This window comes from Alloalcanivorax sp. C16-2, from assembly GCF_046507615.1.
Taxonomy (GTDB): domain Bacteria; phylum Pseudomonadota; class Gammaproteobacteria; order Pseudomonadales; family Alcanivoracaceae; genus Alloalcanivorax; species Alloalcanivorax marinus_A.
On record NZ_JBKFTL010000001.1, the window covers coordinates 1,894,942 to 1,919,358 of the forward strand.

Below are 24,417 nucleotides of genomic sequence, written 5' to 3' on the forward strand. Positions count from 1 at the left end.
AGGGCAAAGGAAAGATGACTAACCTCACGCTGGAAGAAATTAAGCTGGCTGTTATTGGGCTTGGGTATGTGGGCTTACCGTTAGCTGCTGAGTTTGGAAAATGCCGGCCAGTTGTGGGTTTTGATGTCAATTCGCATCGAATCCGTGATTTGCGACTAGGCCTGGATTATACCCGAGAGCTGAATAGTCAGGAATTGGCCGCAGCTAAAGAACTCCGATTTAGTGATGACCCTTCAGAGCTTGAGGGGTGTAATGTATATATCGTCACCGTGCCGACGCCGATAGACGAGCACCGACAGCCCAATCTTACCCCACTGGTGAAGGCTTCCGAGACCATAGGAAGGACGTTGAAAGCCGGTGACATAGTCATCTATGAGTCCACAGTATTTCCCGGCGCGACAGAAGAGCATTGCGTGCCTGTTCTGGAAAGAATCTCTGGGCTCACATTTAATCAGGATTTCTTCGCGGGCTATAGCCCGGAGAGAATAAACCCCGGGGACAAAGCGCATCGAGTGACAGATATCATGAAAGTGACCTCTGGCTCAACGCCTGAAGTGGCTGAAGTCGTCGATCAACTATACGCTTCAATCATTACTGCGGGTACACATAAAGCCTCAAGCATTAAAGTCGCTGAGGCAGCTAAAGTTATTGAAAATACTCAAAGAGATTTAAACATAGCCTTGGTTAATGAATTGGCGATGATCTTTAAGCGTATGAATATAGATACGCAGGAAGTACTTGACGCCGCAGGAACAAAATGGAATTTTTTGCCATTCCGGCCAGGCTTGGTTGGCGGGCATTGTATCGGTGTTGACCCCTATTATCTCACCCATAAAGCACAGGCCGTTGGCTATCACCCTGAGGTGATCCTCTCTGGGCGGCGAATAAATGATGGGATGGGACGGTTCGTGGCGAGTGAGTTGGTGAAATCTATGCTAGATCATTGCATCCAAGTAAATGGTGCTAGGGTTTTAGTTATGGGTTTGACGTTTAAGGAGAACTGCCCGGATCTGCGCAATACACGAGTAATAGACGTTATTCGAGAGCTGGAAGATTATAACGTGCGTGTGGACGTATATGACCCGTGGATTGATCCAGATGAGGCGTATTCTGAATATGGGGTTTGTCCTATAGAAACCCCTCCTTTTGCGAGTTATGACGGCATCGTGATCGCCGTGGCCCATGAAGAATTTAAGCGACTGTCAGTGAGTGACGTGAGAAAATTGGGCCGCGACCAGCATATTATATATGATCTTAAATATGTCTTGCCTAAAGATTCAGTAGATATTCGCCTTTAAGATGAGAAAAGATTCCATGACGCGTTACGAGATTGAAAAAGGAAACCTAAGAGATAATCCTGCAGTTTGGCTGGTTACCGGAGTGGCCGGTTTTATTGGATCAAACATACTGGAAATGCTGCTCAAGCTAGACCAGGAGGTAGTAGGCCTAGACAATTTCGCAACAGGCCATAGAAGTAACTTGGAAGAAGTTAAATCCTTGGTTTCAGAAAAGAGATGGAACCGTTTTAATTTTATTGAAGGGGATATTAGGAATATTGAAGATTGTCGTTCCGCGATAAAAGGGGTCGATTATGTGCTGCATCAAGCAGCACTTGGATCTGTGCCCCGCTCCATTGATGATCCCATTGCGACAAATCAGGCCAATATAGATGGTTTTTTAAATATGTTGGTGGCGGCAAAAGATGAAAGGGTTAAGAAATTTGTTTTTGCCGCGTCTAGCTCTACATATGGAGACCACCCTGCATTGCCAAAGAAAGAGAATAATATTGGCAAGCCTCTATCTCCTTACGCAGTAACAAAATACGTCAACGAGCTGTATGCGGATGTGTTTCATAGAGTTTACGATATTGAAAGTGTCGGTTTAAGGTATTTTAATGTTTTTGGCGTAAGACAAGACCCGAAAGGTGCATATGCGGCAGTTATTCCGAAATGGATGGATCTCATGATTAAAGGCGAAGAAATAATAATAAACGGTGACGGGGAGACGAGCAGAGACTTCTGTTACATAGATAACGCTGTTCAAGCGAATATTCTTTCGGCCGTTTCCGAATCGACAGAGAGCCAGGTTTTTAACGTGGCTTGTGGTGACAGGACATCTTTAAATGAATTATTCAATTCAATAAAAAATGCTCTTCAGTCGAATGGTGTTTCCTACGACAAAAAGCCGATTTTCGCGGATTTTCGCCCTGGCGACGTGCGTCATTCTCAAGCGTCTATAGAAAGCATAGAAGAGAGCTTGGGCTACTCAAACCCTATTAGGCTAGATGAAGGGGTATCTTTGGCCGTAAATTGGTATTTGCAGAATCAAAGGCCTTAGTATGGAATATTTCTTGGTTATCTGCTCCTATTTATGTCTATTCCTTTTTTTTTCCGTCTTTATATGGAAGCAGAGTCCGGCAGAAAGTAAATATGTAGTAACGGGCGTTAGACTCTTGGTCGCGTTCCTTGTTTTTAGATGTTCAATAGCATATTTTTCATATGATACAGATATAATATCACGTGTAAAGGCGCTAACTGCTCTGGGGGTGGCCTTTATTGGCCTTTCGGTTGCTCAATATGGCATCGCCAAGATATATATAAGTCCTGGGATTTACTTACAAGAAGGAAAAGATGATATAGGGGGGCGAAAGTTTCTTTTTCTTGTCGCGTTGATGTTTGTGGTAGCTGTTGTTCTCTTTCAAGGTATCCCGGCTGGATTCTATTTTTGGAATATTTTAGGGTCTAGCGAGATGAGCGCGTTGCGTAGAGAAATAAGTAAATCATATTTGTTTGGCGGATCCGAGTACCGCGGCCAGGGGGTATTTAGGACAGTTATAGAAGTAATGGGCGCCTTCCTGTTTTCGTTCTCGGTTCTTGCCTTTTTTAAATCGAAGCAAAAATTAAAAAAAGCACTTTATGCATTATCAAGTGTAATTGTTTCATTGATCCTGATTTCTGAGGGTAGCAGGGGCATGCTGATGAATGCAATTGTTGCTGCAGTATGTTCCTATGTGTATGTAAATCCCAAAGTAAAAATCAGGAAAATTTTCCTTTCTTGTTTTGCGGTCCTGGCCATATTTTTTGCTTCCAGCCTGATTACCAGTAAGTCTATGGCTTTACGAGATGGTGCCATTTCTTTTTCAGATTTCTCATCCACCTTATTTGAACGTCTTTTTATGGCAAATGCCATAAATGATATATATATATTCGAGATTGAACCAAATGAGAACATAAAGCCAGGGCCGATGTATTGGTTGGCTCGGGATATTAAAGCCTCTATTCCCGGGATGAGCGCAGGAAAACCTTTAGCTTATGAACTGTATTACTATAAAACCGGAGACCTTAAAGGTACAACATATTTGACTGGCACCCATATGATGAAGGCATATATGGATGGCGGTTATGTTTCCGTCTTTTTTCAGTATTTTGCTATAGGTTTGGTTGTTTGTTTTATAGATAAGCTAGTCTACAGAAAAATAATTTTACCAAAAAGTAAAAATAAGACCTTCTATTATGCTGTGGCAGGGAGCCTGGCGCTTTTTTCAGGGCTTTCTTTCATCACGGGATTAATAGGAACCCTTATCAATTTGGCTGTTCTTTTCCTGGTGGTATGGCTTGGGGTCGGAACAGGTAAACTATTTCACACGTTGTTTAAAAGTAGGCGAAATGAAACTTCTTTATCTTTCTGAGTTTGTCGTCGGTCGTCCGGACGGCCCGGGCGTGAACGAATTTGAATTTTTCAATTCTCTTGAAGCTATAGCGGATTCAGTGCAGCCTGTTTTTGAAAAATATAAGCCGGAAAATAAAAAAACCAAGCATGAATATTTAACTCGACAGATTTCCTTATTTATAAATCTTGCTGTCTTATATATAAAAAGAAAACGGTATGATGTGATTGTGGCTCGAAGTGGGCCTTTGCCTTTTTTGACGGTGCTGGCGAGCAAGATGTTTAAATGTCCGGTCTACATTAAGACCGTCGGAGATGGGCGGTTTTCTGTACTGTCATCTAAAAAGACCCTATTACACAGAACGCTGTTTTGGTTGTGTAGGTTTTTGTGGAAAAAGTTGCTAAAAAATACAATTGCTGTTGACGCCGTAAGTGATAGTCATGTTGCCAGCTTCTCATATGAGTTCAGCTTTCCACGGGAAAACTGTTACGTAATAGATAATGGTGTGAATACGAGGAGGTTTAATAGAGAAAAAGGAAATACATGTGTAGGAGATGAATTTTTTAAAGAATGGAAGGAAAAATATAATGCTATTATCGGGTATGTGGGAGGTTATCCGCTTCAGCGCGGAGCGAGTGAGCTTATTGAGCTTTCACATAAGTTTGATGAAATAAATTTGGGTATTTTAATTGTCGGGGGCGAGAAAGAAGAAATACTTGACGTTGTTAATAGCGTAGGTGCTCTTAATGTATACGTTACAGGCCAAGTCGACTATGAATCGGTACCTGGATATATGGTTAATATGGACATTGGAGTGTCGCTGCTTGACCTCTCCGCTTGGGGTGCTTCTGAGCAGAAATTAAGACAATATATTTCATCAGGTGTAGTTTCAATCTGTACTCAGGCATCTAATCAAGAGCTAATAGAAGATGGAATTGTAATTCCAGTAGATAATACAGAGCTTAAAACGGTGGAGAGAGCGGTAGAAATGGCATTGGCATGGACAAAAAGAGAAAACACTCAGGAAAATATGCATGAGTATGCCGTTGAGAAGCTGAGTATCGATGCAAGAACAAAACTCCGCCTCGAGATCATTAAGGAGAAAATAACTGTATGACAGTTATATATATAGCTGGATATGGGCGGTCCGGATCAACAGCACTGGAACTACTAGTTGCGCAATCGCCGTCTGTCATTTCCTTGGGTGAGTTGGTTCAAGTGGACAGATATGGCAGCAATGCGGCGGTTTGCACCTGCGGGAAACCGGTTGTTGACTGTAACCATTATAAAAATTTAAGTGATCTCGAAAAACCGGTATTCACAAATAAGTTTAGTTACCTATTCTTATCCATACTGTATTTTCTAAATATTAGATCAGAGTTGTCAGGTAGTGTGAGTAAGGCTGTTGATGGTTTGCCTGAGGGGAAAGCCCTATTGGACTCATCAAAATCAACTTTTTACTCTTTATTTAGGCCCTTCGAATATCGGAAAAAGGGAAGGAAAGTTTATATTATTTATAATAAAAGGCGCACGAAAGATACCTTGGCTTCACTACTTAGAGGATCAAATCGAGATCTAGAAAAAGGCATGAGCTTTCCTGACAAGATAAAAACATATCTGCTATTACCTTTTAGAGTTATAAATTTCTTCTTTTTTGGTAGGGCGAGTTTGTATGTATATAAAATATTTTTTGGCTCAAACGTGATTGAGGTAAAGTATGAAGAATGGGTCGATGACCCAAATGAAATGATATACGCAATCGGTCGAGCAACTAATATTTCGACGGAGAAAATAGAGAATGCTTATGGAGAGAATCGGCTCTATGTAGGCCATGCTGTTGCAGGTAACCGAATGCGCGCCAATAAATATGGCCAGTATGTTACTCTTGGAAAGCGATAACATCATGAACGCGGAAAAATTATTCTCTCCCGATTTTTTTATAGCGGGATTCCCTAAATGTGGAACCACATCCTTGCACGACTTCTTGGCAAAACAGGTAGAGGTTGATATGTCTAGCGTGAAAGAGCCTCATTATTTTGCGCCGGACATAGAGTGGTATAAAGAGAAAAGAATTTCAAAAGAGAGTAGCTACAAAGAGTTGTTTAAAAACGATCATAGTGTGTTGAGAGGCGAGTCATCTACTTGGTACTTGCATTCTGAATGCGCTGTATCTGAAATTCAGAGAATAAATCCCGCTGCTAAGTATGTTGTTTGTATAAGAAAACCATCGTCAGCCATAAAGAGTTTAATAACCCATAGGATATATTCGGGTAGGGAGCGGCATTCTTCAGTTGCGGCTGTGCTCAATGACGCTGAAAGCCGTAAGTTCTATTTTGAATCATACGACTATCAGAAGATATTAGATAGATTCCTAGAAAAAGTTGAGAGAGAGAATGTTTATTTTGTGCTTTTTGATGATTTAATATCTGATTGTCTTAGGGTTGAATTGGGTCTTGTGGATTTTTTGGGGTTATGCCATCCGGTTGGTAATAATCACATTGGAAGGAAGAATGAATCAAAGGTGGGGCGGCCTTTGGTGATACAGAAATTGGTCTCTCTGGTCCCGTTAAAGGTTAAGATGTTTTTTTTGAGGGTTTTTGGAGAAAAATTCAGATCCTTTTTTTGGCGTGGGGCAAAGAAATTTTCAGATGGCGAAACAAATAAATCCATGAATATTGATGATGATGTAAATAGGGATTTGCTAAAGAAAGATCTTCTCGCTAAGGAGTATTTAGCCTCCTTGGGGGTTAATTGTGATCGTTGGTAGCTCTAAATTTTAGCTCTGCGGTATATATGAGTATTCTGTAGATAAAGAGCGGCGTGTAGCAATGATGATATCAAGACATTGGCTTATCTTGTGAGATTCCCTAATAAAGTGGGCACTGTTTTTAAGGCTGTTCTGTTACGCATGAAAGGTGACATTGGTCGAGCATTCGTAAGGGCTTTTTTAGCCCGTGCTGTGGCTATGTTTGGTCTATGGTCTCTCAGTATCACTGTTGCACGGTTTTATGGCGCCTACGGATTGGGCGTCTATGCTGTAGCTCAAAGTCTCCTTTTGGGCGCTGGTATACTGGCGCGTTGTGGTATGGATAACGCCCTTATGCGTTATGTCGGCCAGGATCGCGGCTCACCTAGAGTCCTTAAGTACTTCTTATGGGCTTCTCGGCGTAGCATTATTATAAGTTGCGTGGCGGCACTATTTTTGTGGTTTTCAAGGGATTGGCTAGAGTTATCTTTTCGCTCAGATGGGCTTTCTTCTGTAATGGCTGGGGTTGCACTTGCTGTTCCAGCGTATACGATTGGTTTTTTGCTGTCGGGCTTCTTCAAGGGGGTTCGGATGCCCGCGACAGCATGTCTTTTGGAAAATGGAATTATAGCATTAGTGGCCGCTGTCCTACTGGTTTTATTTAATTTATTTGGTGCGTTTGGCGATGTGGCTGCGATCGGCGTATCATATGCATTATCTTCCTTTTTGGTTTCTGTATTAGGTTCTTTTCAAATATATCGCTGGTTTAGCCGCCAATCTTGGTGGAAAAAAGGAAGAGGGTTTGATGAGGGCTTGGGCGGGGAGGGGGTATCCTCTTCAACATTCTTTTCTACGTCTCATGCTTTTTTTGTCACCAATATAGCGAGTTTTATTCAGTCCGTATTAAGCGTTCTAATAGCCGGTTGGCTTTTGAGTTCTTTCGATTTGGGGTTGTTTAAGTCTGCACAGCAAACAGCGTTGCTGATTGGGTTTTCTTTGATTGTTATAAATTCGATTTTTCCGCCCCGGTTTGCTTCGCTGTATTATGAGGGCAGGTTGGCTGACCTGGAATCAATGGCTCGACAGGGGGCTGCTTTGGGCGCGGTTGTAAGTGCTCCTGCCCTTTTCGTTTGTTTGGTGTATCCGCAATGGATTTTGTCGTGGTTTGGCCCCGAATTTGTCGCTGCTGCTAATCTTTTGAGGGTGATCGCTTGCGCGCAAATCTTTAACGTGGCAACTGGGTCCGTAGGGTTTCTTTTAAATATGACTGGAAATGAAGTTTTAATGAGAAATATCTCACTGGTGACGAGCTTTTTCGGGTTGCTGGCTTTCTTTGTCCTGATTCCGCTGTTTGGAGCGTTTGGCGCAGCTGTTGCTTTAGCATTCGTTTTGACCGCTCAAAATTTAACAGCAATGCTATTTGTTCGACTTCGATTGAAAATATGGACGTTGCCTGGACTCAAGAGGAATGCTGTTCGGCACTAAAGCTGATCTTTGACTCGGCTATGCCGGAAGGACTGTTTTAAGTCCCGGTTTTATCTGTTTTTTTTTGGGGTTTTTTGATGTTATGAGAAATGATAACGCTAATTTTCTTATTATCGCGAGTTATGCCGACTCTCTTGTCGATTTTAGAGGTGAATTGATAAAGGACTTAGTCAGGAGAGGGTGTGATGTTCATGTGGCTGTTCCTGGCGTTTCAGATAAAGAGGCCCTTTTTTCGAGATTGAATCAGTGGGGTGTTAAAGTTCACTCCTTTCCTCTTAGTCGCACAGGGTTGAACCCAGCAAAGGATATTGTTTCCTTTTTTTATCTGCTTTATTTGATATTTAAAATTAGGCCGTCGACTGTTTTGGCATACACAATAAAACCCGTTGTTTATGGCGTTTTGGCTGCAGCCGTTGCTGGTGTCCGATATAGATATGCGTTGATTACCGGGCTTGGTTACGCTTTTACAGATGAGTCAGGCGCGGGAAGAAAAAAGATTCGGAATTTAATAAAAGGGTTGTACGCGGTTGCGCTGTCTCGTGTAACTAAGGTTTTTTTTCAGAATCCGGATGATCAGAATTTATTTGAAAATCTCGGAATTTTAAAGCCATCAACTAAGTCTTGCGTGGTGAATGGGTCTGGTATTGATGTTTCTGAATATCAGTTTTCTCCTGCGAAAGGTGGTATGATTTTTTTGCTTATCGCCAGATTGCTTGGTGATAAAGGTGTTCGTGAGTATGCGCGTGCTGCGGCGGCTGTTAAGGTCCTATATCCTGAGGCGAAGTTTCTATTGGTGGGTTGGATAGACGAGAATCCTGATGCAATTGATCGAAAAGAACTTGAGGCTTGGATCGATTCGGGTGCTATTGAGTATCTGGGCCGGCTCGACGATGTTAGGCCTGTGATAGCGGAGTCCTCGGTTTATGTTCTTCCATCTTATAGAGAAGGAACACCCCGTACGGTTTTGGAGGCTATGTCGATTGGTCGAGCTATCATTACTACGGATGCGCCTGGTTGTCGGGAAACCGTCGTGGATGGTAAGAATGGATATCTTGTTCCGGTTAAAGACTCCGAAGCTTTGGCGGATGCGATGATTAAGTTTATTAAAAATCCATCCGATATTGAAGAAATGGGGGTCGCGTCTCGGTATTTGGCTGAAAATAAGTATGATGTCCGAGAGGTCAACAGGGTTATGCTGAGTGAAATGGGAATTTCATGAAACGCGCTTTTGACTTTGTGGTAAGTTTTTTTTCTCTTCTTTTGTTCGCGCCTTTTCTATTTATTGTCATTATTTTCATTTTTCTCAAGATCGGGCCTCCGGTTCTTTTTTTTCAACATAGGCCGGGTATGTATGCTCGTCCATTTAGAATGATGAAGTTTCGCACCATGACCGACGAACGGGACGAGAATGGCGAGTTGCTGCCGGACGAAAAGCGGCTCACGCCCTTGGGGCGCTTTCTCCGTTCCACCAGCCTGGATGAACTGCCGGAGCTCTTCAACGTGCTCAAGGGCGACATGAGTCTGGTTGGCCCCCGCCCGCTGTTGATGGAGTATCTGCCGTTGTATTCGGAGCGCCAGGCCCGGCGCCACGAGGTGCGCCCAGGTATTACCGGTTGGGCTCAGATCAATGGCCGTAACGCGCTCTCCTGGGAAGAGAAGTTCGAGCTGGACGTTTGGTATGTTGAGAACCGGACTCTCTGGCTTGATATCAAGATCCTGTTTCTTACCGTCCTCAAGGTGATCAAGCGGGACGGTATCAGCCACGGCGGCGAGGCGACCATGCCCCGGTTTACCGGTTCTTCCGGCGAGGATCGCCGTGATTCGGACCATATCGGATCATAACCTATGAAACGACTCGCGATCCTTGGTGCCAGCGGCCACGGGAAGGTGGTCGCCGATGCGGCTCTTTGTGCTGGCTGGGATGAGGTGTGCTTCTTCGATGACGCCTGGCCCCGGCTTAGTGGCAATGGCCCTTGGCCGGTGGTCGGGGCGTTCGCCGAGATGTTGCGGCGGCGCGGCCCGGCATTTGATGCGGCGGTGGTGGCGATCGGCCACAACGAGACGCGGCTGGCCAAGATGGCGGCGCTTGCGGACGCGGGTATTCCGCTGGCCACGGTGGTTCATCCCTCGGCGGTGATCAGTCAGTACGCCCGTTTGGGTGAGGGCTGCGTGGCGTTTGCGGGCACGGTGGTCAATGTGGGCGCGGAGGTGGGCGACGGCTGCATTCTCAATACCGGCGCCACCGTGGACCACGATTGCCGTTTGGATGAGGGCGTTCACGTCAGCCCCGGCGCGAATCTCGCCGGGGGCGTGGTGTTGGGCGCCGGTTCCTGGGTGGGTATCGGCGCTTCCGTGCGTCAGGGCGTCACCATTGGCCGGAACGTTATGGTCGGCGCCGGGGCGGCCGTGGTCTCGAATATCCCGGATAACGTCACCGTGGTGGGCGTGCCAGCCAGGGTTTTGCGGGTTGGTGGGGAACCCGATCGCGGCTGAAGCGGAGTGCCGCCCAGCCGCTCCTACAGGGAGGCGGCATTGGTCGATTGCTTACATGGATTGCATCCTTTCGCTGACAGACATCGGGCGGCTTAGGTGGCAGCTTGGCCTCCGGGAATCTGGCACGGGGGTTAGCGGGGATGCCCGACACATCACGACACACCAATACCATCCATCATCACGGCGGTGCGCAGGGCGTCACCGGTTCCTGCCATGAGCTGGTGCTGGGGCCGGATGCCAGCCTGCTGATCGATTGTGGCCTGTTCCAGGGCGAGGACGCGGCGCCGCGCGGCGGGGCGGACCAACTGGCCATCGAGTTCGATGTGAGCCGTGTGGTCGCGCTGGTGGTGACCCATGTGCACATCGACCATGTGGGCCGTATTCCCTGGCTGCTGGCCGCCGGTTTCGAGGGGCCGATTCTGTGCAGTGAGCCTTCGGCGCGGTTGCTGCCCATCGTGCTGGAGGATGCCTTCAAGCTGAGCCTGAGCCGCCAGACCGAGGCGGTGGAGCGCTACCTGAAGGTGGTTCGCGGTCGGCTGGTCCCGTTGCCCTATGACACCTGGTACCCGGTGCCGGGCGGGGACGGCGCCCGTGTGCGGCTGCAGCGGGCCGGGCATATTCTTGGCTCCGCCTATGTGGAGTGCGATGTGGCGGGCCACCGCACCGTGTTCTCCGGCGACCTGGGCGCGCCCTATGCGCCGTTGCTGGAGCCGCCGGTGCCGCCGGAGCGCTGCGATACCCTGGTGATCGAGAGCACCTACGGGGATCGCTTGCATGAAGACCGGGCCGGCCGCCGCCGGCGTTTGGCGGCGGTGATCCGGCGTGCCCTGGAAGACCGGGGCACCGTGCTGATCCCGGCGTTCAGCCTGGGGCGCACCCAGGAGTTGCTGTACGAGCTGGAGACCCTGATCGAGGCCCACGGCGACCAGGAGGCGGCGGACGGTTTGCCCTGGAACGCGTTGCCGGTGATTCTGGATTCGCCCCTGGCGCGCCGCTTTACCCGGGTGTACCGGGCTCTGGCGCGCTTCTGGCCGCAGGAGGCGAGGGCGCGCCGGGAAGCCGGGCGCCGGCCACTGGCCTTCGAGCAGCGGCTTACCGTGGACGATCACGCCGCCCACCAGCGCATGGTGCGCCACCTGGCGGAGAGCCGCCGCCCGGCCATCGTGATCGCCGCCAGCGGCATGTGCACCGGCGGGCGGATCGTCAATTACCTCAAGGCGATGCTTGGCGACCCGCGCCACAATGTGCTGTTCGTGGGCTACCAGGCCGCCGGCACCCCGGGGCGCGATATCCAGATTCATGGTCCCCGGGGTGGCTATGTGGAGCTGGACGGTGAGCGCCACGTTATCCGCGCCGGCATCGAGACCCTGGGCGGCTACTCCGCCCACGCCGACCAGGCCGGCCTGGTGGACTTCGTCACCGGCATGGCGCGGTGGCCCGAGCAGGTGCGCATCGTCCACGGCGAGCCCCACGCCCGCCGCGCCCTCGCCGCCGCCCTCAAGCACCGCTACCAGCAAAAAGGCCGCCCGTTGCGTACCACCCCGGCCTGATTGCCACCCTGGGAGCGGCCAGGCGGCGTACCGCTCCAGCCGCGATCCGGCCAGCCGGAATATGGCACGAGCCTGCCTTGGTCTTGGGGTTGGGGTTGGGCCGATTGACAGTCGGTCGAGCGACGGAGAAGATGCACTTAATCCACTGGTTTTCTTACTCGGGCGATAGGGTATGCGCGTTCGTAGGGATACGTTTAGCGTCAAGAGGCGAATCCGCTCCACGGAAGAGCTGGAGGAGATTGATCTTAAGTCTTTGAAGGAGAGCGTGGCTTATTGTGGCAACCCAGCTCATAAGAAAAACCCTGGGGATTTCGGCCTGACGCCGCCGTCAGGCGCGCGAGCGGGAAAGTCCTTATGCGATGCGGTCAATATTTTTGAGAAGGCGGTGGCCGAGGAGTTATTGCGCGAGGGTGTTCGCCGAGGCATGGTCAGCAAGCAATTCAGAGGCGAATGGCCCCAGAATATCTGGGCTGTAACCGGCGATGGTGTCGCATTGGAAGCACAACTGGAAAATAAGGTAGCCGGGGAGTATCACGGATATCCCATGCCGCCAACCGACCCGTTCGCCGAGCAGGTCCTTCGGGAATGGGAGGCGCGTACCCCATGAGCAAGAGTCGCTTGAAACTTGGCTTCCAGTGGGAGTCCGCGGGTAATGAAACCGTGGAAGCGTACCAGCATACAATGGCAAGGTTGTCGTTAGCGGCTAATGGTTACTCCCTGACTCGAAATGAGGATGGCTGGTCGCGTACGGTCAAGGACGATGTGCTGGTATCGTTGTACCCGCTGGCCATTTGGTTCGCTTCTTCGTGGTGGCGGCTACTGTATGAACCGCACCCTGGTAAAGGTGTTCGTCCTTCAGTTTCGTGGCGTATGGCCCATGAGATGGCTGCGGCCAATCAAGGGTTTGTCTGGCCCACGGTGATGTTCGCGACGGATGGTGAGGGCGTGCAGGTCTGGTCCTCACCGTCCCCTGATGAACGCGAGCAGTCGGTTCGATACTTGAATGGGTCCCGCTTTCCTTTCTTTATACCCATGGATGATTTTCGAAGCGAAGTCTCGGCTTTCATCGAGGCTGTGCTGAGTCGTTTGCAGGATTGCGACTGTGCGGATTCCGAACTGACTGAGCTTTGGACGATTGTCCGAGAGGAACTTGCCGACCCGCGAATGGCAAGGGCACGTATTTTTGAAGCAATGATGGGCTATGACCCAGAAGAATGCCCCCAGGCACTTTTGGATACTATGGTTTGTATGGCGCCTCGGGTTGGTGAGCAGTCACTGGCCGAATTGATGTCTGCCTTGTCTCGGGGGCAGGAATTCGGGAAAGGCCACGAGAGTGAAATTGAGAGGTTCGCGGAACTAAAGGGTCTGGAAGGCAAACCAGACCTCCCTGAGGGCGTTACTCCTCCTTCCGAAGGAGCAGGCGATGCGCCTTGGAGAACGGCGGTCCTGGACGCGATAAGCATCCGGAATCATCTGGGGTGGGGGTTGGAGCCGCTATCCAATAAAAAGCTTCTTGATGCTTTGGGCATCACCAGCAGGGCGGCTGAAGGCTACACGCTGGAGAACGCATCGAAAGTGTCGGTGGCGATTCCACAAAGCCACGGAGCGATCCGTTTCATGCCACGCAAGAAACATCCTTTGGGGCGGCGCTTCGAATATGCTCGCCTTCTTGCGGATTGTGTTTTTCGCCAGCGTGATGAGGGGTGGCTGGTGTCCTCGGATCTGAGCACCTTTCGTCAGAAATATCAGCGTGCGTTTGCCGCCGAGCTGCTATGTCCGATAGAAGGCGTCGAGGCCTTCATGCAAGATGACTTCTCGGAATCGTCGATCGAGGACGTAGCGGAGCACTACAATGTCAGCCCGACAATTGTGACGAATCTGCTGGTTAGCAATGGTTTGATTAAAACTGATGACGCCGTTTCTGGTAATGGTAACTGGCCCTATCTGCCCTTGGTAGCCGCCTGTTAGGATCGTTACACCAGTTACCGGGTGCTGTTTCCCCATACCGAGATGGTGCGCGACTTGCTTACCGGCTTCGTGCCCTCGGAAGTGAACGACCGGTTGGAGGCCGCCACCCTTAGAGGCGGTCGGTTGGCGTTACACTTCGGAGTCTAATCTGAGGAACGGATATGGAAGCGATGCCCTATCGAGCCGAGCGTAATCCGGCTTTCGGGCTTTGGCGGGACCGTGATGAACCGGGCCCCGAGCCCGACGAAAACGCGGTGGATGCCTATGTCCGACGACTGCGCCGTCCTAGGGAGTTTTCAGGCGACGAGTCGGTACGGACGTCCTGATTTGCAATAGAAAAACACCCCGGCAGTAAGCCTTCCTTCAACGATCCATGGTACGCCGAACCCGGGGGCAGTTTTGCTCCTGCCGTTATCGCCCCACCACCTTGTTAGGGCCTACATATCGTAAGGTTTGAGGCGAGGTTTCGTGGAGTGGTTGCGCCGCCGGTTGCGTCATTGGGCGCCTGGCGCGAATCTACCCGAGATTCATGATCTTCAGGAGGCCCGAGACATGGCCAGAGACACCGTTCAGGAATGGAAAGACGAACACCTCCAGGCCGGCATGGAGCAAGGCTCCACCAATGAAGCTCGCGCCATTTTGCGCCGCCAGTTGGCGCGTCGTTTCGGTGGCGTGCCCTCGGAAGTGAACGACCGGTTGGAGGCCGCCAGCCGTGCCGAGCTGGAAAACTGGATCGACCGTCTCTACGACGCCGCCACCCTTGATGAGGTGTTCCAGTAGCCAGAAGGCTCGCGGCCGTCGTTGCGCTTTGGGCGGTTGTTGGCGGCTCGATGGGACGTGGGGTTACAATGAATTTCTCTTGCACCACTTTGCGAGGAGCGACGGATGACGATCTCGTTGGATCTGGATCAAATGAGCATTGAAGAAAAGCTGCGTGTGCTTGAAGCGCTGTGGGTGGACTTGAGTGAAAAAGCACCAGATAGCATCCCCGCTCCCCAATGGCATAAAGACGTGCTGGAAGAGCGTGCCAATAGTGTGGAAGAGGGCAAGAGCCACTTCAGCGCTTGGCCGGACGCGAAAAAGCGTATACGCGACCGGTTCCAATGAAAATCGAACTTCTCGAGCAAGCGGCCGATGATTTGCTGGCTGGTGCTCGTTTTTACGAGGATCAAGGGGAGGGGCTAGGCCAGTACTTTTTGGACTCCTTGTTCTCGGATATCGACTCGCTGCAACTGTATGGCGGTCTTCACGCTCAAATATTTGGCTACTATCGTCTGTTGTCCAGGCGCTTTCCCTACGCTGTTTATTACCGCGTCCAGGAGACTCTGATCCGGGTATACGCGGTTCTGGATTGCCGGCGCTCGCCTGACAAGATGCGCACGCGGCTGCTTTCGTCCGATTAAGATACCTCTGTATCGCTCCCACGACTCTGATCTACCCACCCCCTGAAGGGATTTCGACTGAATTATGCTGAATGGACCTTTCCCGCCCTGGCCCTCCTTTAGCCAGGAAGAGGCGGACGCCGCCAGCGCGGTGCTGCTTTCCAATAAGGTGAACTACTGGACCGGCCAGGAAGGCCGCGAATTCGAGCGCGAGTTCGCCGCTTTCGCCGGCACCGAGTACGCCATCGCCGTGGCCAACGGCACCCTGGCGCTGGATCTGGCCCTGCGTGGTCTGGGCATCGGCCCCGGCGATGAGGTGGTGGTGACGCCGCGCACTTTCCTGGCCTCGGCCACGGCGGTGATCAACGCCGGCGCCACGCCGGTGTTCGCGGATGTGGACCGCGACACCCAGAACATCACCGCCGAGACCGTGGCCGCCGTGCTCACGCCGCGCACCAAGGCGGTGATCTGCGTGCACCTGGCCGGCTGGCCCTGCGACATGGACGCCCTGATGGCCTTGGCCGAGGCCCACGATCTGTTCGTGATCGAGGATTGTGCCCAGGCCCACGGCGCCACCTGGAAGGGCCGCTCGGTGGGCGGCTTCGGTCATGTGGGTTGCTGGTCGTTTTGTCAGGACAAGATCATGACCACCGGCGGGGAGGGGGGCATGGTTACCGTCAACGACCGTGATCTCTGGTCCCGCATGTGGAGCTTCAAGGATCACGGCAAGAGCTGGGAAGCGGTCTACGAGCGCGAGCACCCGCCCGGCTTTCGCTGGCTGCACGAGAGCGTGGGCACCAACTGGCGCCTCACCGAAATGCAGTCCGCCATTGGCCGGATTCAGCTTCGCCGGATGCCGGAATGGACCCGCCTGCGCCAGGCCCATTGCCAGGCCATCTGGGAAGCCGCCCGCGCGCTGCCCGGCCTGCGCGTGCCGGAGCCGCCGCCGGAGGCCGGCCATGCCGGCTACAAATGCTATGTGTTCGTGCGCCCGGAGACCCTGGCCCCCGGCTGGGACCGGGACTGCGTGATGAACCGCATTGTCGGCATGGGCGTGCCGTGCTTTTCCGGCTCCTGCTCCGAGGTGTACCTGGAGAAATGTTTCCAGGACCTGGGGCTGGCCCCCGACGAGCGCCTGCCCACCGCCCGCGAGCTGGGCGAGACCAGCCTGATGTTCCTGGTGCACCCGACCCTGGAGCCCGCCCACATCGAAAAGACCATCGCCGCCCTTCAGGCGGTCATGGCCCGCGCCACCCTCGCCTGACCGGACCTGCCAAACTTGCGATGGGGTATAAGTAATTGATAGTAAAGGCGTTTGTTGGGTTTCTTTCCACTTTTCCGGGTTGCATGGGTCAAGGTCGAATGCTATTATTTGATCAATTATTGGCCACTCGCCGTTCGCGCGGTTCCCATCATGACTTCGCTGAAGCTCTGGAGTGAAACGACACCACGCCGCTATATCAGCGGTATCGTGGCACTGAATTTGCCTACTTCGCCTGATTCTGGTGATTGGCATACGGTGGAGATGCTTCGTGCCTTAAGGCGCGGTGCTCGGATTCCGTTGTGTTTGGTTGGCGAAGAGACTTCGTTTGACTCGTTCGACTATTTTGGTGGCGATGGCATTATCGATGCTTCCCAGGTGGTTGCCGGCTTGGGTGAGACCGTGGAGGGGCCGGTCCATGTGGCGACTCATGCTCGTGCGATAGCGGATATGCTGATCTCCCGCCTTCCGGAAGGCTGGCATGGTGTGGCCCACCTTGAGCTTGACGCTTGGTTGCCGGAGCCTGGGAAACAGAGCGTTGTGAATTTGCTTTTGAAGGCCCGAAACAGGCTTGATAATGAAAACGTCGAGGTTCTGGAGCGCCTGCTCGGGAGGAGGTTGAATCAAGGAGGCGCCGAAGAGGCTGCGTGAGCAAGGATGCATTGAGAGACCTGCACAGGGAAGTCATGCGGGCCATTGTTAAGAACGTAAGCGATACGCCTCTGGTCCTTAAGGGGGGTACGGCGTTGATGCTCGCTTACAAACTTCCCCGCTTCTCCGAGGATCTCGATTTTGATTCTCCCAAAAAAATAAAACTCGATAACAGAATCGAGGATGCTTTAAGGCACATTGCACGTGTCGATATGCTGACTACCCCTAAGGACACAAACACCGTCACGAGGCATAAGCTGACTTATACGGGGGGGCGGGATAAGGCCGACCTTTCGGGGGCGCTGTTTATCGAGATTTCCCACCGTATGGAGAGCATTGGCGACGATTCTTATATCGAGCATGAAGGAATGCGGATCGCGACGGTGGAAACCATAGCCCAGCACAAGATTTCAGCGGCTATCACCGGCGACAGTCCCCGTACGGCGGCTCGGGATCTCTTTGACCTCGCTTTCCTGACGAAGACGCACCCAGGCGCTTTTGACGCGCGCCAATGGGGAGAACTTGCCCGCTTTCTTGACGACCCCCAAGCCATCGTGGAGCGCTACCGGCCCGCTTTTGCCGACGACCTGCTGCTTGTTGATCAGGACCCTGAAGAGATCGTTTTGGCCCTGCAAGGCAACGTTGAAGCGAATGGCCGCGTTTAGGAACCCCATTTTCCGTTGATGTCTTTTCTCCCCCGCCTCCATACCGCGCTGCTTGCCGGCTTCCTGGCGTTGCTGCTGGTGGTGCCGTGGACCTATTACGCGGTGCCGCTGTTGGCGGCGGTTCTGGTGCCTTGGGCGCTGGCGCGGCCCGCCGTGGCGCCGGCGCCGGATCGTGAGGATGCGCTTTGCCTGGCGGCGCTGCTGGTGTTCGGCGGGCTATGGTGCCTGGACGTGTGGCGCACCGGCACCTGGCCGGTGGGGGAGGGCAACCAGGGCCTGTTCCTGCCGTTGTGGCCGTTTCTGGCGGCCTGGGTGGGGCTGGCCTGGCGGCGCGGGCCGCCGTCCGCCAACGGGCTTTGGGTGGGCGCCGCCCTGGGCGCGGCGCTGGCCGGCGGCATCGCTGGCTACGAGTTCGGCTGGCTGGGCCGGCACCGGGCCGACAGCGGCATTAACGCGATTCCTTTCGGCAACCTGGCGTTGTTGTTCGGCGGCCTTTCCCTGGTGGCTTTCCTGGCGCGGGGGCGCCGCCGTGGCTGGTTTCTGCTGGCCGGGGTATTGGGCGTGCTGGCGTCGGTGTTTTCCGGTACCCGGGGTGGCTGGGTGGTGTTCCCCCTGTTGTTGGCGGTGTTGGCCTGGGCGTTCGGCGAGGGCCTGCCGCGTCGCCGGCTGTGGCCGTTGGCGGGCGTGCTGGCCGCGCTGCTGATCGGTGGCGCGCTGTTGCCGCAAAGTGGCGTGCGTGAACGGGTGGACGAGGCCGTGGACAACCTGCAGGACTATGCCCGGGGTGACGCCGCGTCGTCGTTGGGGGCGCGGCTGGACATGTGGCGGGCCGGGCTGCGGCTGTTCGTGGAGCGGCCGGTACTGGGCTGGGGCGAGGGCCGGCTGGAGGCGCGCCGCGATCAATGGGTGGCGCGCGGTCAGTATTACGCGGGCATCAGCCGCTATGACCAACTGCACAATGATTTGATCGATACCGCCGCCCGCCGTGGCCTGGTGGGGCTGGCGTCGTTGCTGGCGCTGTATGGCGTGCCGTTCGCGCTGTTCGCCCGGCACCTGCGCCGCCGCCAGGATCGGCGTGGGCGGGCCCTGGCGGCGGCGGGCTTGATGGTGATCACCGCCTTCGTGGGTTTCGGGCTAAGTCAGTCGATGCTGCGTGATGTGCGCGGGTTGTCCTGTTATCTGGGACTGTTGGTGGCTTGTTGGTGCCTGCTCAAGTCCACCGCGCCGGACCGTTCCCCCCCAATTGGGGGATGACGTCCCGGTGAATACTTCGTCAATATCTGGTAACGTGATGTTCATCAAAAAACGCTACATCTCTCTCTTCCGGCTTCACGACAAGGAAAGGTCGTAATGTCTTCTTTTTCGGAACACCGGCTGCTGAACGCGGTTCTGGACAGCGCCCGCTGGCAGAAGCGCGCCATCATGCTGGCCGTGGATGGTCTGGGCCTGCCGCTGATGTTGTGGGCGGCCTACGCGTTGCGTTTCAGCACCCTGGACGTGGCCATCGAGCCCTGGTGGTTGCTGCCCGGCGCCGTGCTGATCTCTCTTGCCTGCCTGTACATTTGCGGTTTCTACCGATCGATCGTGCGTTACCTGGGCGCCGAGGCGGTGTGGTCCATCGTGTTCGGCATGGGCGCCGCCGTGGTCACCCTGGCGGGCATGGCCTACATGATGGAACTTCAGGTGCCGCGCTCGGTGTTCATGATTTTCTGGGTGCTGTCGGTGTTGTACCTGGGGGCCAGCCGCTTCGTGGCCCGGCGGGTGCTGTTCCGGCTGGTGTCCGGTTACTTCAACCGCGAGCCGGTGGCCATATACGGGGCCGGCGCCGCCGGTGGCCAACTGGCCGCCGCCTTGCAGTCCGCCGGCGAGCTGCGCCCGGTGCTGATCGTCGACGACGAGCCGGGCAAGCAGAACATGCTGCTCTCCGGCGTGCCGGTAAGCGGGCGTGGGCGGCTGGCGGAGATGGTCCGCGAGGGCAGGGTGCGCACCGTGCTGCTGGCCATGCCTTCCATGCCGCGCCATCGGCGCATGGCGCTGGTCACCTGGCTGGAGAAGCTGGGCGTGCGGGTGCAGACCGTGCCCAGTTTCGTGGACATCGCCAGTGGCCGGGCGCGCCTGGAGGAAATCAAGGACGTGGCCATCGAGGATCTGCTCGGCCGTGATCCGGTGCCGCCCCGGCGGGATCTGCTCAGCCGCTGTATCGCCGGTAAGAACGTGCTGGTTACCGGGGCCGGCGGGTCCATCGGCTCGGAGCTGTGCCGGCAGATCATCAAGCTGGGGCCCTCTTCCCTGGTGCTGCTGGAGCAGAGCGAGGTGGCGCTCTACGACATCGAACGCGAGCTCAAGGCGGCGCTGCGTGCCGCCGACCTGGACATTCCCATCGTGCCGATGCTGGGTTCGGTGGTGAACCGGGGCTACGTGAAGCGCCTGTGCGAGAACCACGCCATCGACACCCTTTACCACGCCGCCGCCTACAAGCATGTGCCGATCGTCGAGGGCAACCCGGCCGCCGGCGTGCGCAATAATATTCTCGGTACCCTGGAAACCGCCCAGGGCGCGGAAGCCGCCGGGGTGAAGCATTTCATTCTGATTTCCACCGACAAGGCGGTGCGGCCCACCAACGTAATGGGCGCCACCAAGCGGTTCGCGGAAATGGTGCTGCAGGCGATGGCGGCCAAGGGCAGCGCCACGGTGTTCTCCATGGTGCGCTTCGGCAACGTCCTGGGCTCGTCGGGCTCGGTGGTGCCGCTGTTCCGCGACCAGATCGCGCGGGGCGGGCCGGTGACCGTGACCCACCCGGATGTGATCCGTTACTTCATGACCATTCCGGAGGCTTCGCAACTGGTGATCCAGGCCGGTGCCATGGCGCGGGGTGGGGAAGTGTTCGTGCTGGACATGGGCGAGCCGGTGCGCATCGTCGATCTGGCTTACACGCTGATCCGCCTGATGGGGCTCACGGTGCGTAACGAGAGTAACCCGGAAGGCGACATCGAGGTGGCCTTCACCGGCCTGCGCCCTGGCGAGAAGTTGTACGAAGAGCTGCTGATCGGCGAGTGCAGCACCCACACCGAGCATGAAATGATCATGCAGGCGAGCGAGGAAATGCTCGACCTGGAGGAGATGCTGCGCGCGCTGGAGGCGTTCCGGGGCGCCCTGGAGCGTGGCGACAGCGAGGGCATCAAGGCGCTGCTGCGCGCCTACGTCAACGGCTACATGCCCCGCCTGCCCGGCGACGAACCCGGCCCGCCCAGGAAGAGCCACACGCCGCTGCGTGAAACCGCCACCCTGGGCATGGCGCGGCCCGGCGACGCGGCCTCCATCGACAATACGCCCGGGTCCGTGCACTGACGCATGCCGCGTCCCGGCTCTCCCACCTGGCGTTGCCTGTGCCTGCTGTGCTGGGTGGTGGGCCTGGTTGGCATCTTCGCGCCACAGAGTACGGTGCGCCCGGTGGCGGAGCTGGGGCCGGACGTGTTGCTGCACGCCCTGGCCCTGGCCGCTATGGCCGGCACCGCCCGGCTGGCCTTGCCGGGGGCGCCGGCACGCTGGTTCTGGCCCTTGCTGCTGCTGATCGCGATTAACCTCGAGGTGTTTCAGCACCTGATTCAACCGTCCCGTTTTTTCAGTGTGTACGACCTGGTCGCCAACCTGGTGGGGGTGGGCCTGGCGGCCCTGGCGCTTGGCGTGCTCACGCGATTTTTCCGCTTTTCTGATAACTAAAAAATCTTCCTTCCTTTTTTTCTTTTCTGGGGTGTGTGATATGCAATTGATCGACCTCCTGGAGGGCGTGACGTTTATGCGTACGTCCTTCCACGGCGATGTGTTTCTGGATTGGCTGAAACAGGCCAAGGAAAAACCCAGCCTGATGGCCCTGATCAGCGGTTGCCTGCATCACCATGGGCCGGGCACCGATGCCGGTTGTGGCTGCACGGCGGCGACGCCGTTGTCCAGCTACCCGACCCCCTGCTTCATGGCCCTGGTCCGCTCCCAGGTACTGCTGGCGGAGCTCGATCTGGGGCTGCCCTATCTGGAAGCCCACGCCGCCAACTATCTTCGCCGCCCCGGTCAGGACATCGAACAGGCTTTTATCGAGTGGCGCCACGAACGCCTGCGCGCCGGCCTGGCAACCCTCACCGGCTGGTGCGCCGCCCTGCATCAGACCGTGCTCACTCTCCCGTGCGAGGATTTCCCCATCAGCCGGGTTCAGGAACGCGACCTCGCCATCCTCAAACGTCTCAACGACCTGGCTGCCTGATAACCTTTCTTGTTGCGATTCGTTTTTCTTTTATTGGTCCAATAACCCTTTGAATTTATTGAAAAAAATAAACAATGGGCTGGTAAGTCGCGGCGGCTGGAGGCATACTGCGCGGGTTTTCGGTTATCCGTGATTCGAGGAGTGTTCCATGAAAGGCCATCCGGACGTGATCGAGTGCTTGCGGGATCTGCTGCGCGGTGAACTGGCCGCCCGGGACCAGTATTTCCTGCATTCGCGCCAGTACGAGGACCAGGGCTACCAGCGTCTGTACGAGCGCATCAACCATGAGATGCAGGAAGAGACGGAGCACGCGGATGCCATTCTGCGCCGGCTGCTGTTCCTGGAAGGGGAGCCGGACATGACGCCCCACGCCATTGATCCGGGCCGCACTCTGATCGAGATGCTGGAATCGGACCTGCGCCTGGAGTACCAGGTGCGCGAGAACCTGGCCAACGCCATCGCGCTGTGCGAATCGGTGCGCGACTACGTGACCCGCGACATGCTGCGCCAGCAGCTTGAGGATACCGAGGAGGATCACACCCACTGGCTGGAGCAGCAGTTGCGGTTGATCAAGCACATCGGCGAGCAAAATTACCGGCAGTCGCAGATCTCCTGATCCGCTATTCCGCGAAGGCCAAGAAAAAGGCGCCCCAAGGGGCGCCTTTTTTGTTCGACACGATGGAGAATCGGTCGATGGGTCGGCGGTGCTCCCTTCCCTGCTGAGTCATGGACGCGCGACCTTAAGAGACTGCCGGGGGAGGGCGCCGACGGCAATTGATAAAGGGAAATAATTTGTATACCGCCTGTTCACATGAAAAGGCGCCAGGAAGTGAGGCTCATGATATGCTCACGCCCGACTCACAACCTTAGGGTCAAGCTAGTAGCTTGATTCCCATGGGTTATATGTCACGTTTTTTCTGTGGCATTTGATCCATAGCAAAGGTTAATTCATGTAACCGGCGTTATGAATTGGTTAACGTGTGTACAACTACGGTGCTTTTCTGTAGGCTCTCGACCGTGAGCAAAATGTGAGCTATATCACAGTTTTTTCACTGTACCTGGCTGGCGGACTGAAAACGCAATGAACAGACAATATGACGAACAGGACGGTTTCAGGAGGAAAGCGGGGGAAAGGGACTTCAAAATCAGACCGGTAGGCGGCCGTCCTTCCCAAGTGGAAAGCGCGGCGCCCCGGGCATCCGAATGGACATTGCTGGACCAGGTGGCCGGAGGCGAGGGTGGGGACCCCGCTCCCAGCCCGCAGGTTCAGCGCCATGAGGAGCCGGCGCCGATCGCGTCGCCGGCACCGATGGCCGCCGCCGAGCCGGCGCGGCCACGGTTTCGTTCGCTGCTCTCGCGAGCCGCGGAGGAGGCCTCAACGGAGACGGTGGAAAATGCTTACAATGGCACGCCATTGAAAGCGCTGCTGCGGCGTATCGCCGAGCGGCAAGCCGTCAACCGTCCATTCGGAACCGATGCATGGCGCTGATTTCCGTTGATTCTCCCAAGGGTGGCGTGGGTAAGACTACTTGCGCCGCCAACCTGGCATACGGCATTCGCCGTCTCGGCTACCGGGTCGCGGTCATCGACTTCGACGCGCAGAACGCTTTGCGTCTGCATTTCGGGGTATCGCTGAGCGACGGCGCGGGCTATGTGCATTCCGCCGTGGACCAGGACGACTGGCGCCCGCTGGCCCGTTCCGTGGGGGATGGCATTCAGTTGCTGCCCTATGGCGAGGTGCCGCGTTTCGAGCGCCAGGTGTTTGATCGTGCGCTGGAAGAGCCCGGCTTTCTGAACCGCCCGCTGGGCTCCCTGGCCTCGACGCCGGGGACCGTGGTGATCGCCGACTTGCCGCCGGGGGATTCCAGCGCGCTGTGGGCGGTGAGCCGGCTGGCGGATCTGCGCATCACCGTGTTGCTGGCGGATTCAGCCTCCCTGTCGCTGCTGCCGCGGGTGGAATCCGGGGACTTCTTCCCGGAAGACGTGCCCGCCGGCAGCCGTCACGGGTTCATCCTCAACCAGGTGGACCCGCGCCAGCGTTTGAATACGGAAGTAAAGGAAATCATGGAACGGCGGCACGGTTCGGAACTCCTTGGCGAGATCCACCGTGATGAGGCCTTTCCCGAAGCCAACGCCCGGCAGCGCTCGGTGTTCGAGCAGGCGCCCCATTCCCGGGGCGCGGCCGACATGAAGCAGTGCGTGAACCGGGTACTACAACAATTGGCGGAAATCGGCGGCACCGCGGTGGAGGTGCCGGGCGGCGCTTCTTGAGGGGTTTTGATGGCGACAATTTC

The 24,417-nt window shown here is 54.8% G+C and carries 26 protein-coding genes; all 26 read left to right on the plus strand.

Annotated elements, in window-relative coordinates; translation table 11 throughout:
- Positions 1 to 14: 14 nt before the first annotated feature.
- Positions 15 to 1,298, plus strand: a complete 1,284-nt coding sequence (gene tviB, locus ACLD02_RS08755) for a Vi polysaccharide biosynthesis UDP-N-acetylglucosamine C-6 dehydrogenase TviB (RefSeq protein WP_410298476.1) — start codon at positions 15 to 17, stop codon at positions 1,296 to 1,298.
- A 16-nt stretch (positions 1,299 to 1,314) separates the two neighbouring features.
- A complete protein-coding gene (locus ACLD02_RS08760; protein ID WP_410298477.1) occupies positions 1,315 to 2,337 on the plus strand; it encodes an SDR family oxidoreductase in 1,023 nt (340 codons plus the stop codon).
- Between the two features lies 1 nt (position 2,338).
- Positions 2,339 to 3,688, plus strand: coding sequence for an O-antigen polymerase (locus tag ACLD02_RS08765; RefSeq protein WP_410298478.1), 1,350 nt, complete (start codon positions 2,339 to 2,341; stop codon positions 3,686 to 3,688).
- On the plus strand, positions 3,666 to 4,784 hold the full coding sequence (locus ACLD02_RS08770) for a hypothetical protein (protein ID WP_410298479.1): 1,119 nt from the start codon (positions 3,666 to 3,668) through the stop codon (positions 4,782 to 4,784). The genes ACLD02_RS08765 and ACLD02_RS08770 overlap by 23 nt, the downstream gene beginning before the upstream one ends.
- Positions 4,781 to 5,566 carry a hypothetical protein gene (locus tag ACLD02_RS08775; RefSeq protein ID WP_410298480.1) on the plus strand — a complete coding sequence of 262 codons (786 nt, stop codon included), beginning with the start codon at positions 4,781 to 4,783 and terminating at the stop codon, positions 5,564 to 5,566. Before ACLD02_RS08770 ends, ACLD02_RS08775 begins: the two co-directional genes overlap by 4 nt.
- A 4-nt stretch (positions 5,567 to 5,570) precedes the next feature.
- Entirely contained in the window at positions 5,571 to 6,434 is an 864-nt protein-coding gene (locus ACLD02_RS08780; protein ID WP_410298481.1) for a sulfotransferase domain-containing protein, read from the plus strand.
- 141 nt (positions 6,435 to 6,575) lie between these two features.
- A complete protein-coding gene (locus ACLD02_RS08785) occupies positions 6,576 to 7,898 on the plus strand; it encodes an oligosaccharide flippase family protein (RefSeq protein WP_410298482.1) in 1,323 nt (440 codons plus the stop codon).
- A gap of 82 nt (positions 7,899 to 7,980) precedes the next feature.
- Positions 7,981 to 9,117 carry a glycosyltransferase family 4 protein gene (locus ACLD02_RS08790; protein WP_410298483.1) on the plus strand — a complete coding sequence of 379 codons (1,137 nt, stop codon included), beginning with the start codon at positions 7,981 to 7,983 and terminating at the stop codon, positions 9,115 to 9,117.
- Positions 9,114 to 9,740 carry a sugar transferase gene (locus tag ACLD02_RS08795; protein ID WP_410298484.1) on the plus strand — a complete coding sequence of 209 codons (627 nt, stop codon included), beginning with the start codon at positions 9,114 to 9,116 and terminating at the stop codon, positions 9,738 to 9,740. Before ACLD02_RS08790 ends, ACLD02_RS08795 begins: the two co-directional genes overlap by 4 nt.
- 3 nt (positions 9,741 to 9,743) lie before the next feature.
- Positions 9,744 to 10,391 carry an acetyltransferase gene (locus tag ACLD02_RS08800; RefSeq protein ID WP_410298485.1) on the plus strand — a complete coding sequence of 216 codons (648 nt, stop codon included), beginning with the start codon at positions 9,744 to 9,746 and terminating at the stop codon, positions 10,389 to 10,391.
- Positions 10,392 to 10,531: 140 nt separating this feature from the next.
- Entirely contained in the window at positions 10,532 to 11,941 is a 1,410-nt protein-coding gene (locus tag ACLD02_RS08805; protein ID WP_410298486.1) for an MBL fold metallo-hydrolase, read from the plus strand.
- A 172-nt stretch (positions 11,942 to 12,113) separates the two neighbouring features.
- Positions 12,114 to 12,548 (plus strand): hypothetical protein, encoded by a 435-nt coding sequence (locus ACLD02_RS08810; RefSeq protein ID WP_410298487.1) that lies wholly within the window; start codon positions 12,114 to 12,116, stop codon positions 12,546 to 12,548.
- Positions 12,545 to 13,909 carry an ImmA/IrrE family metallo-endopeptidase gene (locus tag ACLD02_RS08815; protein ID WP_410298488.1) on the plus strand — a complete coding sequence of 455 codons (1,365 nt, stop codon included), beginning with the start codon at positions 12,545 to 12,547 and terminating at the stop codon, positions 13,907 to 13,909. Before ACLD02_RS08810 ends, ACLD02_RS08815 begins: the two co-directional genes overlap by 4 nt.
- 552 nt (positions 13,910 to 14,461) lie before the next feature.
- The gene (locus ACLD02_RS08820) at positions 14,462 to 14,689 is read left to right on the plus strand and encodes a DUF4351 domain-containing protein (protein ID WP_410298489.1); all 228 of its coding nucleotides are present in this window, start codon (positions 14,462 to 14,464) and stop codon (positions 14,687 to 14,689) included.
- Positions 14,690 to 14,794: 105 nt separating this feature from the next.
- A complete protein-coding gene (locus ACLD02_RS08825; RefSeq protein WP_161383022.1) occupies positions 14,795 to 15,016 on the plus strand; it encodes an addiction module protein in 222 nt (73 codons plus the stop codon).
- Entirely contained in the window at positions 15,013 to 15,312 is a 300-nt protein-coding gene (locus tag ACLD02_RS08830) for a type II toxin-antitoxin system RelE/ParE family toxin (RefSeq protein WP_410298490.1), read from the plus strand. Before ACLD02_RS08825 ends, ACLD02_RS08830 begins: the two co-directional genes overlap by 4 nt.
- Before the next feature lie 64 nt (positions 15,313 to 15,376).
- Positions 15,377 to 16,555, plus strand: a complete 1,179-nt coding sequence (locus tag ACLD02_RS08835; RefSeq protein WP_410298491.1) for a DegT/DnrJ/EryC1/StrS family aminotransferase — start codon at positions 15,377 to 15,379, stop codon at positions 16,553 to 16,555.
- A 150-nt stretch (positions 16,556 to 16,705) separates the two neighbouring features.
- Complete coding sequence (locus ACLD02_RS08840) at positions 16,706 to 17,203, plus strand: hypothetical protein (RefSeq protein WP_410298492.1); 498 nt, start codon at positions 16,706 to 16,708, stop codon at positions 17,201 to 17,203.
- Positions 17,200 to 17,868 (plus strand): nucleotidyl transferase AbiEii/AbiGii toxin family protein, encoded by a 669-nt coding sequence (locus ACLD02_RS08845; protein WP_410298493.1) that lies wholly within the window; start codon positions 17,200 to 17,202, stop codon positions 17,866 to 17,868. Before ACLD02_RS08840 ends, ACLD02_RS08845 begins: the two co-directional genes overlap by 4 nt.
- Positions 17,869 to 17,886: 18 nt before the next feature.
- Entirely contained in the window at positions 17,887 to 19,122 is a 1,236-nt protein-coding gene (locus tag ACLD02_RS08850; RefSeq protein WP_410298494.1) for an O-antigen ligase family protein, read from the plus strand.
- A gap of 96 nt (positions 19,123 to 19,218) precedes the next feature.
- Positions 19,219 to 21,216 carry a polysaccharide biosynthesis protein gene (locus ACLD02_RS08855; protein ID WP_410298495.1) on the plus strand — a complete coding sequence of 666 codons (1,998 nt, stop codon included), beginning with the start codon at positions 19,219 to 19,221 and terminating at the stop codon, positions 21,214 to 21,216.
- Between the two features lie 3 nt (positions 21,217 to 21,219).
- On the plus strand, positions 21,220 to 21,588 hold the full coding sequence (locus tag ACLD02_RS08860) for a hypothetical protein (RefSeq protein ID WP_410298496.1): 369 nt from the start codon (positions 21,220 to 21,222) through the stop codon (positions 21,586 to 21,588).
- Between the two features lie 40 nt (positions 21,589 to 21,628).
- Positions 21,629 to 22,123 carry a hypothetical protein gene (locus ACLD02_RS08865; protein ID WP_410298497.1) on the plus strand — a complete coding sequence of 165 codons (495 nt, stop codon included), beginning with the start codon at positions 21,629 to 21,631 and terminating at the stop codon, positions 22,121 to 22,123.
- 148 nt (positions 22,124 to 22,271) lie between these two features.
- The gene (bfr, locus tag ACLD02_RS08870) at positions 22,272 to 22,739 is read left to right on the plus strand and encodes a bacterioferritin (protein ID WP_203100908.1); all 468 of its coding nucleotides are present in this window, start codon (positions 22,272 to 22,274) and stop codon (positions 22,737 to 22,739) included.
- Between the two features lie 465 nt (positions 22,740 to 23,204).
- Positions 23,205 to 23,612 carry a hypothetical protein gene (locus tag ACLD02_RS08875; RefSeq protein ID WP_410298498.1) on the plus strand — a complete coding sequence of 136 codons (408 nt, stop codon included), beginning with the start codon at positions 23,205 to 23,207 and terminating at the stop codon, positions 23,610 to 23,612.
- Positions 23,603 to 24,394, plus strand: coding sequence for a cellulose biosynthesis protein BcsQ (bcsQ, locus tag ACLD02_RS08880; RefSeq protein ID WP_410298499.1), 792 nt, complete (start codon positions 23,603 to 23,605; stop codon positions 24,392 to 24,394). The genes ACLD02_RS08875 and bcsQ overlap by 10 nt, the downstream gene beginning before the upstream one ends.
- Positions 24,395 to 24,417: the final 23 nt, after the last annotated feature.